Origin of the sequence: Enterobacter sp. 200527-13 (assembly GCF_027924865.1) — a bacterium.
GTDB classification, from domain to species: domain Bacteria; phylum Pseudomonadota; class Gammaproteobacteria; order Enterobacterales; family Enterobacteriaceae; genus Enterobacter; species Enterobacter ludwigii.
This window is the reverse complement of sequence record NZ_BSCM01000007.1, coordinates 123,270-138,080: the sequence shown is the minus strand read 5'-3', so window position 1 is coordinate 138,080 and position 14,811 is coordinate 123,270. Positions and strand designations below refer to the sequence as shown.

Here is a 14,811-nt window from a genome sequence, read left to right as displayed (position 1 = left end):
GCGCTTCCTTAGCGTTTTGCCTGCCAGATACGAGCCTGATAATCACGGATTGAGCGGTCAGAACTGAACATCCCGCAGCGGGCGGTGTTCAGAATGCACGCCCGGGTCCACGCTTCCTGGTCGCGATACAGCACGTCGACCTGTTTTTGCGCGTCCACATAGGCCGTAAAGTCCGCCATGACCAGATACGGGTCACCGCCGTGTTTGTCCATGCTGTGCAGCATCTGGTCAAAGGCATGTTTATCGCCATCGCTGTACTTGCCGCTTTCCAGCTCTTTCAGAACCGCATCAAGAACTTTGTCTTTCTTACGCCATTTCACCGGGTCGTAACCTTTGGCTTTGAGGGCTTTCACTTCTTCGACGGTATGGCCGAAGATAAAGATGTTCTCTTCCCCCACCTTTTCGGCGATCTCGACGTTCGCGCCGTCGAGCGTACCGACGGTCAGCGCACCGTTCAGCGCCAGCTTCATGTTGCCGGTACCGGAAGCTTCTTTCCCTGCCGTGGAGATCTGCTCGGAGATATCCGCCGCCGGGATCAGCATCTCAGCTGCAGAGACGCAGTAGTCCGGCAGGAACACCACCTTCAGTTTGTCACCCACTTTCGGATCGTTATTGATGGCCGCGGCCACTTTATTAATGGCGAGGATAATGTTTTTCGCCAGGTAGTAGCCCGGTGCGGCTTTCGCCCCAAACAGGAACACGCGCGGTACGCGGTCAGCCTGCGGGTTCTCGCGGATCTCTTTATACAGCGCCAGAATATGCAGCAGGTTCAGGTGCTGGCGTTTGTACTCATGCAGACGTTTGATCTGAATATCGAAAATGGCGTTCGGGTTGATCTCAATCCCGGTACGCGCTTTGACAAAATGCGCCAGACGCACTTTGTTTTCGAGCTTAATGGCGCGGTACTGCTCGCGGAATGCCGCGTCGTCGGCATACTTTTCCAGATTGATCAGCTGGTCCAGATCGTTGGCCCACTCTTTCTTCAGGGTTTTGTCCAGCAGGCCAGCCAGCAGCGGGTTGCACTGCTTAATCCAGCGACGCGGCGTGATGCCGTTAGTCACGTTATGGAATTTGGTCGGCCACAGCTGGTGGTATTCCGGGAACAGGTCTTTCACCACCAGATCCGAGTGCAGCGCCGCCACACCGTTCACCGCAAAACCGCTTACCACGCACATGTTCGCCATGCGCACCTGTTTGTCATGTACCACAGCCAGCTTCGCCCACACCGCTTTGTCGCCCGGCCAGGTTTTATCCACTTGCTTTTTAAACGCGTCGTTAATCTTGTTGATGATCTGCATATGACGCGGCAGCAGGGCTTTCACCAGCTTCTCATCCCAGCACTCCAGCGCTTCAGGCATCAGGGTGTGGTTGGTGTAGGCAAACGTACGGCTGGTGATCGCCCACGCGTCATCCCAGCTCAGCTGGTGCTCGTCAATCAGCACGCGCAGCAGTTCAGGAATCGCAATCGTCGGGTGCGTATCGTTAAGCTGGATCACTTCGAAGTCCGGCAGCTGCGCCAGCTTGCGGCCCGCCAGGTGATGACGACGCAGAATATCCGCAATGGAACAGGCACACTGGAAGTACTGCTGCATCAGACGCAGTTTCTTGCCCGCCAGATGGTTGTCGTTCGGGTAAAGGACTTTGGTCAGTTTCTCGGCGTCGATCCCCTGCTGCTCGGCACGCAGGAAATCGCCGTCGTTGAATTTGGTCAGGTTGAAGGGATGAGCATGCTTTGCCTGCCACAGACGCAGCGGTTGCGCCACGCCGTTACGGTAGCCCAGCACCGGCAGATCCCAGGCTTCGCCGGTCAGGGTAAACGCAGGCTCCCACAGCCCCTGCTTCGTGACTTTACCACCAATGCCCACCTGCACATCAAGCTGTGCATTGTGGCGGAACCAGGGGTAAGTATTGCGGTGCCAGTCATCCGGCGCTTCCATCTGATGACCATCAGCAAACGACTGACGGAACAGGCCGTACTGGTAGTTCAGACCGTAGCCAATGGCCGACTGACCGACGGTGGCCATCGAGTCAAGGAAACAGGCCGCCAGACGTCCCAGACCACCGTTACCCAGCGCCGGGTCAATCTCTTCTTCCAGCAGGTCGGTCAGGTTAATGTCATGCTCTTTCAGCACATCACCCACCTCCTGATACCAGCCGAGGTTCAACAGGTTGTTACCTGTCAGACGGCCAATCAGGAACTCCATTGAGATGTAGTTAACGTGGCGCTGGTCTTTCGCCGGTTTTGCCAACGGTTGAGCATCCAGCTGCTCCGCGAGCGCACCGCTCACTGCCTGCCACCACTGGTGAGGCGTCATCTCGTTTGCAGCGTGAAGGCCAAAACGCTGCCACTGACGCGTCAGGGCAGCCTGGAATTGAGCTTTGTTAAAGGTAGGCTGTGACATAGGGAATTGGCATCCTGTAGAGAGAAAACACATGTTGGCGCTAGTGTGCCAGGCTCATTTCGCCTCTTCCTCATCCCGCAGGGGATTAGGCAGGGAGGAGTAGCGGGGATGAGCATAAAAGTGTGATCAAGGCCACTCTGAGAGCATAGTGTGAGTGTGCCAGGAAGAAAAAAAGATAACCGGGGAGAATGTCAAAAAAATGAAATACAGTTTCGGATGAAATTAATCCGCGCCGAAATGATTACTTACGCAGAATAATATTTCTGCAATGGGGCCTTACCTAAGGGGATTATTAATCTCACTCAACTTTACCCGAACTTTATTAAATTTGACGTCACTATACCTTTCTGAAACCAGTTTCAGCGTAACCGTGTGACACTGGGACAAGCCAGCGCTGACGCGGTGTTAAAGCCATTCTGGAAAAGTTCCGGTACTCGCCTGAATGTTTTGTGACAGAGTGCAAATTCAGAGCCACAAAACCCAGACATAACTTGCAATAGTTCTCTTTCTGGCCGACCTTATAGCTATTAATTACGAAGCGCAAAAAAAATAAATTCTCTCGTTCCCCACAGTGAAGTGAAAACTATGTTGATTCCGTCTAAATTAAGTCGCCCGGTTCGTCTTGACCATACAGTGGTCCGCGAGCGTCTGCTGGCTAAACTTTCCGGCGCGCATAATTTCCGACTGGCGCTGGTTACGAGCCCTGCAGGTTATGGAAAAACAACGCTCATTTCGCAATGGGCCGCAGGTAAGAGCGACCTTGGCTGGTACTCCCTTGATGAGGGCGATAACCAGCAAGAGCGTTTTGCCAGCTATCTGATTGCCGCCATTCAGCAGGCAACCAACGGACACTGCGTCGCCAGTGAGGTCATGGTGCAAAAGCGCCAGTACGCCAGCCTGTCTTCCCTTTTCTCGCAGCTGTTTATCGAACTGGCCGAATGGCATCGCCCGCTGTACGTGGTGATTGATGATTATCATCTCATCACTAACCCGGTTATCCATGAATCGATGCGTTTCTTCCTGCGTCATCAGCCGGAAAACCTGACCCTGGTCGTGCTGTCGCGTAACCTGCCGCAACTGGGCATCGCCAACCTGCGCGTGCGCGATCAGCTGCTGGAAGTCGGCAGCCAGCAGCTGGCCTTTACCCATCAGGAAGCCAAACAGTTCTTTGACTGTCGACTGAACTCGCCAATTGAGGCCTCCGAAAGCAGCCGCCTGTGTGATGATGTCGCCGGCTGGGCGACGGCGCTGCAGCTGATTGCCCTCTCTGCCCGGCAAAATAACAGCCCGACGCACCAGTCTGCGCGTCGCCTGGCGGGGATTAACGCGAGCCATCTTTCTGATTATCTCGTCGACGAAGTGCTGAACAGCGTTGATCCGTCGACCCGAAATTTCCTGCTCAAAAGTTCTCTGCTGCGTTCCATGAACGACGCGCTGATCGTGCGCGTGACCGGCTGTGAAAACGGTCAGCTGCAGCTGGAAGAGATTGAACGCCAGGGCCTGTTCCTGACCCGAATGGACGATCCCGGCGAGTGGTTCAGCTATCACCCACTGTTCGGCAGCTTCCTGCGCCAGCGCTGTCAGTGGGAGCTTGCGACGGAACTGCCGGAAATCCATCGCGCCGCCGCCGAAAGCTGGATGGCCCAAGGTTTCCCGAGCGAGGCGATTCACCACGCGCTTGCCGCCGGTGATGCCGGCATGCTGCGCGATATCCTCCTTAACCACGCATGGGGCTTGTTTAACCACAGCGAGCTGACGTTGCTTGAAGAGTCACTGAAAGCCCTGCCGTGGGAGAGCCTGCTGGAGAATCCGCGCCTGGTGCTGCTGCAGGCCTGGCTGATGCAGAGCCAGCATCGCTACAGTGAAGTAAATACCCTGCTGGCACGTGCCGAGCAGGAGATGGAAAGCGATATGGATGCCACCCTGCACGGCGAATTCAACGCCCTGCGGGCGCAGGTGGCGATTAACGACGGTGACCCGGAAGAGGCAGAGCGCCTGGCGATGGTTGCGCTGGATGAACTGCCGCTGGCCAATTTCTACAGCCGTATTGTTGCCACCTCGGTACACGGTGAAGTTCTGCACTGCAAAGGCGAGCTGACGCGCTCCCTTTCGCTCATGCAACAAACTGAACAGATGGCCCGCCGCCACGATGTCTGGCATTACGCGCTGTGGAGCCTGATCCAGCAAAGTGAAATTTTGTTTGCGCAGGGGTTCCTGCAGGCCGCCTGGGAAAATCAGGAAAAGGCCTTCCAGCTGATTCGTGAGCAGCATCTGGAACAGCTGCCGATGCACGAGTTCCTGCTGCGCATTCGTGCACAGCTCCTTTGGGCATGGTCGCGTCTGGATGAAGCGGAAAGCTGCGCCCGTCAGGGTGTGGACGTTCTCTCCAGCTTCCAGCCACAGCAGCAATTGCAGTGTCTGGCGCTGCTGGTTCAGTGCTCGCTGGCGCGTGGCGATCTCGATAACGCCCGCAACCACCTTAACCGTCTGGAAAACCTGCTCGGTAACGGTCAGTACCACAGCGACTGGGTGTCCAACGCCGATAAGGTGCGGGTGATTTACTGGCAGATGACCGGCGACAAAAAATCCGCCGCCAACTGGTTACGTCAGACCCCTAAACCGGAATTTGCCAACAACCACTTCCTGCAGAGCCAGTGGCGCAACATTGCCCGCGTCCAGATCCTGCTCGGTGAATTAGAACCTGCCGAAATCGTGCTGGAAGAGCTTAATGAAAACGCCCGCAGCCTGCGGCTGATGAGCGATCTCAACCGCAACCTGCTTCTGCTGAACCAGCTTTACTGGCAGGCGGGCCGCAAAAACGATGCCCAGCGCGTCCTGCTGGAAGCGCTGCAGCTGGCGAACCGCACCGGGTTTATCAGCCACTTTGTCATTGAAGGTGAAGTGATGGCCCAGCAGCTGCGACAGTTGATTCAACTCAATACGCTGCCAGAGCTGGATCAGCATCGTGCCCAGCGTATTCTGCGCGAGATTAACCAGCACCATCGCCATAAGTTTGCGCACTTTGATGAGAACTTCGTTGAACGTCTGCTGAACCATCCGGAAGTACCGGAACTGATCCGCACCAGCCCGCTCACTCAGCGCGAATGGCAGGTGCTGGGGCTGATCTACTCAGGCTACAGCAACGAGCAGATCGCCGGTGAACTGGCGGTGGCGGCGACGACCATCAAAACCCATATCCGTAATCTCTATCAGAAGCTTGGCGTCGCCCATCGTCAGGATGCGGTGCAGCATGCACAGCAGCTGCTGAAGATGATGGGGTACGGCGTGTAATTCCGGTGCGCGTGGGTGCCCTCACCCGGGCCTGTTTTGCAGAAACTAAAAACGGCAACCTTCGGTTGCCGTTTTGCTTTTACGTCAGCACAGTTCCAGCTGCAGATTATTATCCTTAATCACCTGCATCACGCCTGCCGGCGGCATCACGTCGGTATAAACCGCATCAACCATGCTGATGCTGCCCATATTCACCATCGCGTTACGGCCAAACTTGGAGTGGTCCACCACGAGCATAACGTGGCGTGAATTCTCAATAATCGCGCGCTTGGTGCGGACTTCATGATAATCAAACTCCAGCAGGGAGCCATCGCTGTCGATACCGCTGATCCCGAGAATGCCGAAATCGAGACGGAACTGAGAGATAAAGTCGAGCGTCGCTTCACCGATGATGCCGCCGTCGCGGCTGCGCAACTCGCCGCCCGCAAGGATGATGCGGAAATCGTCTTTCTGCATCAGGGTATTCGCGACATTCAGGTTATTGGTCACAACGCGCAGGTTTTCATGATCCAGCAGCGCATGGGCGACCGCTTCCGGCGTGGTGCCGATATCAATAAACAGCGTCGCCCCGTTAGGGATCTGGCTGGCGACTTTCCGCGCAATGCGCTCTTTTTCCGCCGTTTGCGTGGCTTTACGGTCATGCCATGAGGTGTTGACCGAGCTGGACGGCAGCGCCGCCCCGCCGTGGTGGCGCAGAATACGGTTTTGATCGGCAAGGTCGTTCAGGTCACGACGAATGGTCTGCGGGCTGACGGCAAACTGCTCGACCAGCTCTTCGGTACTGACATATCCCTGTTTTTTAACCAGTTCGATAATGGCGTCATGACGTTGTGTTTGTTTCATCAATTATCCCTGAGAATTATGTTCGTTTTCGCGCATGGAGCGTGTCGGCAAACGCCATCGCCAGCCCAACGGCCAGCCCGGTGACGTGTGCACCATTGGCGATAGACATACCAAACAGATCAAACCATCCGGCAATTAGCCATATTAATGCAAAGGTTATTAACCCGCGTTGCAGATAGATGCCACTTTCAGGATCGCGCTCACCTCTGAGCCAGACATAGCCCATCAGGGCATACACAACACCTGATAATCCGCCAAACCACGGGCCGCTGAATTTGTGCTGCACATAGCCACTCAACAGGGCACTGATGACGGTGATCACAATCAGCTTCCCGCTGCCCAGACGCTTCTCGACGGCACCGCCAAGGTACCACCACCACAGCAGGTTAAAGAGAATATGCATCACCGAGAAGTGCATCAGCGCATGGGTAAAATAGCGCCAGACGTCAACGTCCAGTGAAGGATCATAGGGCCATGCCAGGGCGATCATGACGCTCTGGTCGCCGACCACGTTCATCATAATGAACACGATAATGCAGGCGGCCATCAGCAGCAGCGTAAACGGACCCGCGCGTTCGCGCACGGTGGCAAAGAAGGGAAAACGACGATAGTGCAGCCCGCTGCCCGTCTGGCCTGATTGCCAGCTTGCGGCCAGATAGCGCGGGTCGCCGGGGTTCTCAAGGAATCGCGCCAGCTCCTCATTTACCCTCGCGGCCTGGCTCTCGTCGGCCAGCCACACATCGGTCTGATGATGTTGCTGGATGGTCAGAATAACGCCCTGCGTCGCCATATAGTCGACAAACGCCTGGGCGACGCGCGGGTTGGTAAAAGAGGTGATCATCAACATGGGCAGCCGTCGCTTATTTCCACACAAAAGGGGACAGTATAGCGGTATCAGCGCTCAAACGCGTATTCAACTTCTGCCGGGAAATGACGATGCCAGGCATCGAAGCCGCCATCGACGCTGTAAACCGCATCGTAGCCCTGCTGAAGCAGGTACTGCGCTGCACCTTTACTGCTGTTGCCGTGGTAGCACATGACCATCACCGGCGTGTCGAAGTCGTTATCGCGCATAAACGCGCCCAGGGAGTCGTTGGTCAGGTGGAACGCGCCTGGCGTGTGGCCCATCGCAAAGCTCTGTGGATCGCGGATGTCCACCAGCACAGCCGTTCCCTGGTGCATTTTCTGATGGGCTTCTTCTACGTTAATACATTCAAACTGATCCATGGTGCTCTCATCTTATATTCAGGTGTGGTGCGCTTCCTCTCACCCCCACTCTCTCCTGAAGTGAGAAGGTTGGGCGAGGGCATCAAGCGGCACTATTTTACCCCGTAGTGTACGTCCTGGCGGCGGGTAAACGCCATTATGTTATCCATATCACTCTAAATTGTTTTTTTGATGTTACCAAAAGCGCGTTCCTTTGCTATTATGAGCGATATCGAACATTTCTGAGCTTTAACGAAAGTGCGTGAGGGTGTTATGGAAACCAAAGATCTGATTGTGATAGGCGGTGGCATCAACGGTGCCGGGATTGCGGCCGATGCTGCAGGACGCGGTTTATCCGTGCTGATGCTGGAAGCTAACGATCTCGCCTGCGCGACCTCGTCCGCCAGCTCCAAACTGATCCACGGTGGCCTGCGCTACCTGGAACACTACGAATTCCGCCTGGTCAGCGAAGCCCTGGCCGAACGTGAAGTGCTGCTGAAAATGGCCCCGCATCTGGCGATTCCGATGCGCTTTCGCCTGCCCCACCGCCCGCATCTGCGTCCGGCGTGGATGATTCGAATCGGTCTGTTTATGTACGATCATCTGGGCAAACGTACCAGCCTGCCAGGATCGACCGGTTTGCGTTTTGGCTCAGAATCGGTCCTTAAACCTGAAATCGTGCGCGGATTCGAATATTCCGACTGCTGGGTAGACGATGCGCGTCTGGTCCTTGCCAATGCGCAGATGGTGGTGAAAAAAGGCGGCGAGGTGAAAACCCGCACCCGCGCCACGGCTGCCCGTCGTGAAAACGGCCTGTGGATTGTTGAAGCGGAAGACGTGGATACCGGCGAGAAGTTCAGCTGGAAAGCGCGCGGCCTGGTAAACGCCACCGGTCCGTGGGTGAAACAGTTCTTTGATGAGGGAATGCACCTGCCTTCGCCGTACGGCATCCGCCTGATCAAAGGCAGCCACATTGTCGTGCCACGCGTGCATACCCAGAAGCAGGCCTATATCCTGCAAAACGAAGATAAACGTATCGTGTTTGTGATCCCGTGGATGGATGAGTTCTCCATCATCGGCACCACCGACGTGGAGTACAAAGGCGATCCGAAAAATGTCGAGATCGACGAAAGTGAAGTCAGCTACCTGCTGAAAGTGTATAACGCGCACTTCAAAAAACAGCTGGCACGCGATGACGTGGTCTGGACCTACTCCGGCGTGCGTCCGCTGTGTGATGACGAATCGGACTCACCGCAGGCCATCACTCGCGACTATACGCTGGATATTCATGACGTGGACGGCCAGGCACCGCTGCTGTCGGTCTTTGGCGGCAAGCTCACTACCTATCGTAAGCTTGCCGAACACGCGCTGGAAAAACTGGTGCCGTACTACAAAGGCATTGGCCCGGCCTGGACTAAAGGTGCCGTATTGCCTGGCGGCGATATCGGGGATAACCGCGATGATTATGCCGCGAAACTGCGCCGTCGCTACCCGTTCATCACCGAAGGGATGGCGCGTCACTACGCCCGTACCTACGGCAGTAATACGGAATGGATCCTGGGTGAAGCCAAAACGCTTGCCGACCTGGGTGAACATTTCGGTCACGAACTCTACGAAGCCGAACTGCGCTATCTGGTTGAGAACGAGTGGGTGCGCCGCCTGGATGATGCCATCTGGCGTCGTACCAAAGAAGGGATGTGGCTGGATGCCGAGCAGCAGTCGCGCGTGGCGCAGTGGCTGGCGCAGAACGCGGGAAAGCGTGAGCTGTCATTAGCATCGTGATGTAAAAAAGCCCGGTGGCGTTACGCTTCCCGGGCCAGCAGATCGCATAAGCCGGGTCAGGCGAAGCCGCCACCCGGCTCTGTTTTTTTATAACCGCACGGGATCGATATGCCAGATAGTTTCAGCATATTCTTTGATAGTACGGTCTGATGAGAAATACCCCATATTGGCGATGTTATGCATCGCGGCGCTGGTCCACTTCTCCTGCTGACGGTACAACTCGTCCACGTTGTCCTGACAGTCGACATAGCTGCGGTAATCCGCCAGCACCTGATAGTGGTCACCAAAGTTAATCAGTGAATCGACCAGATCGCGATAGCGGCTCGGCTCTTCAGGGTTAAACACGCCGGTGGCGATTTGCGTCAACACCTGGCGCAGCTCTTCATCTTCTTCGTAGTACTCGCGCGGCGAGTAGCCCTTCCTGCGAAGCGCCTCCACCTCCTCCGTCGTGTTACCGAAGATAAAGATATTTTCTGCCCCGACATGTTCCAGCATCTCAACGTTCGCGCCATCCAGCGTACCGATGGTCAGTGCGCCATTCAGGGCAAACTTCATATTACTGGTGCCAGAGGCTTCCGTACCGGCCGTGGAAATCTGCTCAGACAGGTCCGCCGCCGGAATGATCAGCTGCGCCAGACTCACACTGTAGTTCGGGACAAAGACCACCTTCAGCTTGTCACCGATATCCGGATCGTTGTTGACCACCTTCGCCACATCATTGATGAGATGAATAATGTGCTTCGCCATGTAGTATGCCGACGCCGCCTTACCGGCAAAGATTTTCACCCGTGGCACCCAGTCGGCCGTTGGGTCGGCTTTGATGCGATTGTAGTGCGTGATGACGTGCAGCACGTTCATAAGCTGTCGCTTGTACTCATGGATACGCTTGATTTGCACATCAAACAACGCTTTCGGGTTGGCCACCACGTTCAGGTGCAGCGCAAGATACACCGACAGCCGCTTCTTGTTCAGAAGCTTGGCTTCACGCACGGCTTTGTTCACCGCCGGGAAATCCAGGTGCTGTTCAAGCTCGCCCAGCTGACTCAAATCGGTACGCCAGGTGCGGCCAATATGTTCGTCCAGGACGTCGGAGAGCGGCTGGTTAGCCAGCGCCAGCCAGCGACGCGGGGTAACACCGTTCGTCACGTTGCAAAAACGCGTCGGGAAGATCTTCGCGAAATCAGCAAACAGCGACTGCACCATCAGGTTCGAGTGCAGTCCGGAAACCCCGTTCACCTTGTGACTGATCACCACCGCCAGCCAGGCCATACGCACGCGGCGACCGTTGGATTCATCAATGATTGAAGCCCGGCTCAGCAGGCCAGTATCGTTCGGATACTGCTCCTGCAGCGTCTTCAGGAAGTAGTCGTTAATCTCAAAGATAATCTGCAGATGGCGTGGCAAAATTTTACCGAGCATGTCGACCGGCCAGGTTTCCAGCGCTTCGCTCATCAGGGTGTGGTTGGTGTACGAGAAGACCTGGCAGGTCACTTCAAACGCATCATCCCAGCTGAATTTGTGCTCGTCGATCAGCAGACGCATAAGCTCGGGGATCGAAAGCACCGGGTGGGTGTCGTTGAGGTGAATGGCGGTTTTTTCCGCCAGGTTACTGTAGGTTTTGTGCAGCTGATAATGACGGCTCAGGATGTCCTGAATCGTCGCGGACACAAGGAAATACTCCTGACGCAGACGCAGTTCGCGTCCGGAATAGGTCGAGTCATCCGGATAAAGTACGCGGGAGACGTTTTCAGAGTGGTTTTTATCTTCCACCGCCGCAAAATAGTCGCCCTGGTTGAATTTACCGAGGTTGATTTCGCTACTGGCCTGGGCGCTCCACAGGCGCAGGGTATTGGTGGCATCGGTGTCGTAGCCGGGGATAATCTGGTCATAGGCCACGGCCAGGATCTCTTCCGTCTCAACCCAGCGGGATTTTTTTCCCTCCTGCTGAATACGGCCACCAAAGCGCACTTTGTAGCGCGTGTTGTGTCGTTTGAATTCCCACGGGTTGCCGTACTCAAGCCAGTAGTCCGGAGACTCTTTCTGTCGGCCTTCCACAATGTTCTGCTTGAACATGCCGTAGTCGTAGCGAATCCCGTAGCCGCGGCCCGGCAGGGCCAGCGTCGCCAGCGAGTCCAGGAAACAGGCGGCCAGACGCCCCAGGCCGCCGTTACCGAGGCCCGGGTCATTCTCTTCGTCAATCAGCTCTTCTAAATCTAACCCCATCTCTTCCAGTGCGGTTTTGACGTCGTCATAGATACCGAGCGACAACAGCGCATTGGACAGCGTGCGGCCAATCAAAAATTCCATCGACAGGTAATAAACCTGCCGCGTTTCCTGCGAGAGCTGGGCGCGGTTAGAGCGCAGCCAGCGTTCCACTAAGCGGTCACGCACGGCAAACAGCGTGGCGTTCAGCCACTCGTGTTTGTTGGCGATGACCGGGTCTTTCCCGATGGTGAACATCAGCTTATAGGCGATAGAGTGCTTTAACGCCTCAACGCTGAGCGTGGGTGAAGAATAGCTAAAAGGAGCATTCATATCAGTAACTTCGCCTCGTTACATCAAGCGTTGATAAAGGTCGCGGTATGACTGCGCCGCAACGTGCCAGCCAAAGTCCAGAGACATCGCCTGACGCTGAACGTAACGCCACAGAGATGGACGGGACCACAAGACGAAAGCACGCCGAATCGCCCGCAGCAGCGACCAGGCATTACTGTCCTCAAAGACAAACCCGCTGGCGATACCGTCCGCAAGGTTTTCCAGAGAACTGTCCGATACGGTATCCGCCAGCCCGCCAGTACGACGTACCAGCGGCAGCGTGCCGTATTTCAGGCCATAGAGCTGCGTCAGGCCACACGGTTCGAAACGACTCGGCACCAGAATGACGTCAGCACCGCCCATAATCCGGTGCGAAAACGCTTCGTGATAGCCAATCTGCACCCCTACCTGCCCGGGGTGTTCCGCCGCTGCCGCAAGGAAACCTTCCTGCAGCACCGGGTCGCCGGCACCGAGCAGCGCCAGTTGTCCCCCCTGCTCCAGTAAGCCCGGCAGCGCCTCCAGCACTAAATCCAGCCCTTTCTGGCTGGTCAGACGGCTGACGACGGCGAACAGCGGCACTTTATCGTTCACCTTCAGCCCCATCGCAATCTGCAGCTGGCGTTTGTTTTCCGCTTTGTCTTCCACGGAATCGCGGCCATAGCGTGCCGCCAGCAGAAGATCGGTCTCCGGATTCCAGATCTGCTCATCAACACCGTTGAGGATCCCCGACAGGCGGCCCTCACGATGGCGCTGTCGCAGCAACCCTTCCAGACCGTTACCAAACTCCGGCTGGGTAATTTCCCGGGCGTAGGTCGGGCTCACGGCCGTAATGTGATCGGCGTAGTAGATGCCGGCTTTCAGGAACGAAATCTGCCCGTTAAACTCCAGCCCGTGCATGTTATAGAACGACCATGGCAGATCGATGTCATTCATGTGATGGGCATAGTACATGCCCTGATACGCCAGGTTGTGAACGGTAAAGACCGATTTCGCCGGGTGGCCGCGCGCCGCCAGATACGCCGGTGCAAGCCCGGCGTGCCAGTCGTGAGCGTGTACCACATTCGGGCGCCAGAACGGATCCAGCCCGGTTGCCATTTCAGCACCGACCCAGCCGAGCAGTGCGAAACGCAGCACGTTGTCGGTATAGGCGAACAGGTTCGTATCGTGATACGGGCTACCCGGTCGATCGTATAAATGCGGCGCATCAATCAGGTAAATGCCTACGCCATTGTAATGTCCAAACAGCAGGGTGATGCGTCCGGCGAAGGTTTCACGACGAGTGACCACCTTTGCATCTGGAATACCACGCCGGATATCCGGAAAAGCGGGCAACAGAACTCGGGTATCTACACCCCCGGCGATTTGCGCCGCAGGCAATGCGCCAAGAACATCCGCCAGACCGCCCGTTTTTAACAACGGGAACATCTCAGAACATACATGTAAAACCTGCATTATCGCTCCTGTTTGACCTGCAGCTTCCGCAACATTTCCCGTGTTACTAACACGATCCCCTCTTCCGAACGGTAGAAACGACGCGCGTCTTCTTCCGCATTTTCACCAATCACCATGCCTTCAGGTATGACGCAGGCACGGTCGATAACGCAACGGCGCAGACGGCATGAGCGTCCGACCCAGACATCCGGCAGCAGCACCGCCGAATCAATATTACAGAATGAGTTCACGCGCACGCGGGGGAACAGCACCGACTGCACCACCACCGACCCCGAGATAATGCATCCGCCGGACACCAGCGAGTTCAGCGTCATGCCGTGACTGCCGGAGCGGTCCTGAACGAATTTCGCCGGCGGCAGCGATTCCATGTGGGTACGGATTGGCCAGTTCTGGTCGTACATATCCAGTTCAGGCGTCACCGACGCGAGATCGAGGTTTGCCTTCCAGTAGGCCTCCAGCGTTCCGACGTCGCGCCAGTAAGGTTCAGCATTCGGATCAGACTGCACGCAGGACAACGGGAAGGGATGTGCATACGCCATGCCAGCTTTGGTAATTTTCGGAATGATGTCTTTGCCGAAGTCGTGGCTGGAGTTTTCGTCTTTGTCGTCTTCTTCCAGCAGCGCGTAAAGATAATCGGCATCAAAGACATAGATCCCCATGCTGGCGAGCGATTTGGTATCGTCCCCTGGCATTGTCGGTGGGTTCGCCGGTTTTTCGACAAAATCGATAATCTTGTCGTCGGCGTCGACGTGCATCACCCCAAATGCCGTCGCCTCAGCAACAGGCACGGGCAGGCATGCCACGGTGCAACGCGCCCCTTTTTCGACGTGGTCGATCAGCATGTGGGAGTAGTCTTGCTTGTAGATATGATCGCCCGCGAGGATCACAATGTATTCCGCGTTATAACGGCGAATAATGTCGAGGTTTTGCGTCACCGCATCCGCCGTCCCGCGATACCAGTTCTCACCGTGAACGCGCTGCTGGGCAGGCAGAAGATCGACAAACTCATTCATCTCTTCACTGAAGAATGACCAGCCGCGCTGGATGTGCTGCACCAGAGTATGTGACTGATACTGCGTAATGACGCCAATGCGGCGAATGCCTGAGTTCAGGCAGTTGGAGAGCGCAAAGTCGATAATACGGAACTTACCACCAAAGTGGACGGCAGGTTTGGCGCGTTTGATGGTCAAATCTTTCAGACGAGTACCACGCCCGCCTGCGAGTATCAGGGCAACAGTTTTTAATGGTAGCTGGCGTGCCAACATTAAGGGATCGTTCTTCTCTAATCTAACCATGACTA

The 14,811-nt window shown here is 56.0% G+C and carries 9 protein-coding genes; 2 read left to right on the top strand and 7 right to left on the bottom strand.

Translation table 11 applies throughout. The annotated features are described in order from the left end of the window. Positions 1-8: 8 nt before the first annotated feature. Positions 9-2,402 carry a maltodextrin phosphorylase gene (gene malP, locus QMG44_RS19455; protein WP_025202851.1) on the bottom strand — a complete coding sequence of 798 codons (2,394 nt, stop codon included), beginning with the start codon at positions 2,400-2,402 and terminating at the stop codon, positions 9-11. A gap of 585 nt (positions 2,403-2,987) precedes the next feature. On the opposite strand from malP, the gene malT reads away from it, so the two are divergent. Beyond that, on the top strand, positions 2,988-5,693 hold the full coding sequence (gene malT / locus QMG44_RS19450) for an HTH-type transcriptional regulator MalT (protein ID WP_020884564.1): 2,706 nt from the start codon (positions 2,988-2,990) through the stop codon (positions 5,691-5,693). A gap of 84 nt (positions 5,694-5,777) precedes the next feature. Here malT and QMG44_RS19445 read toward each other — a convergent pair whose 3' ends face one another. The 3 genes from QMG44_RS19445 to glpE are packed head-to-tail and all read right to left on the bottom strand — an operon-like array spanning position 5,778 to position 7,763. Then, positions 5,778-6,536, bottom strand: coding sequence for a DeoR/GlpR family transcriptional regulator (locus QMG44_RS19445; protein ID WP_008503060.1), 759 nt, complete (start codon positions 6,534-6,536; stop codon positions 5,778-5,780). A gap of 16 nt (positions 6,537-6,552) precedes the next feature. Next, a complete protein-coding gene (gene glpG, locus QMG44_RS19440) occupies positions 6,553-7,383 on the bottom strand; it encodes a rhomboid family intramembrane serine protease GlpG (protein WP_032679123.1) in 831 nt (276 codons plus the stop codon). A 47-nt stretch (positions 7,384-7,430) separates the two neighbouring features. Continuing rightward, on the bottom strand, positions 7,431-7,763 hold the full coding sequence (glpE, locus tag QMG44_RS19435) for a thiosulfate sulfurtransferase GlpE (RefSeq protein WP_020884562.1): 333 nt from the start codon (positions 7,761-7,763) through the stop codon (positions 7,431-7,433). 252 nt (positions 7,764-8,015) lie between these two features. On the opposite strand from glpE, the gene glpD reads away from it, so the two are divergent. Next, the gene (glpD, locus tag QMG44_RS19430) at positions 8,016-9,524 is read left to right on the top strand and encodes a glycerol-3-phosphate dehydrogenase (RefSeq protein ID WP_025202849.1); all 1,509 of its coding nucleotides are present in this window, start codon (positions 8,016-8,018) and stop codon (positions 9,522-9,524) included. An 87-nt stretch (positions 9,525-9,611) separates the two neighbouring features. On the opposite strand, the gene glgP is transcribed toward glpD, so the two are convergent. The 3 genes from glgP to glgC are packed head-to-tail and all read right to left on the bottom strand — an operon-like array spanning position 9,612 to position 14,806. Further along, a complete protein-coding gene (gene glgP / locus QMG44_RS19425; protein ID WP_014171981.1) occupies positions 9,612-12,059 on the bottom strand; it encodes a glycogen phosphorylase in 2,448 nt (815 codons plus the stop codon). A gap of 18 nt (positions 12,060-12,077) precedes the next feature. After that, complete coding sequence (gene glgA / locus QMG44_RS19420; RefSeq protein WP_014171982.1) at positions 12,078-13,511, bottom strand: glycogen synthase GlgA; 1,434 nt, start codon at positions 13,509-13,511, stop codon at positions 12,078-12,080. Continuing rightward, complete coding sequence (gene glgC, locus QMG44_RS19415) at positions 13,511-14,806, bottom strand: glucose-1-phosphate adenylyltransferase (protein ID WP_020884559.1); 1,296 nt, start codon at positions 14,804-14,806, stop codon at positions 13,511-13,513. The genes glgA and glgC overlap by 1 nt, the downstream gene beginning before the upstream one ends. Positions 14,807-14,811 lie beyond the last annotated feature (5 nt).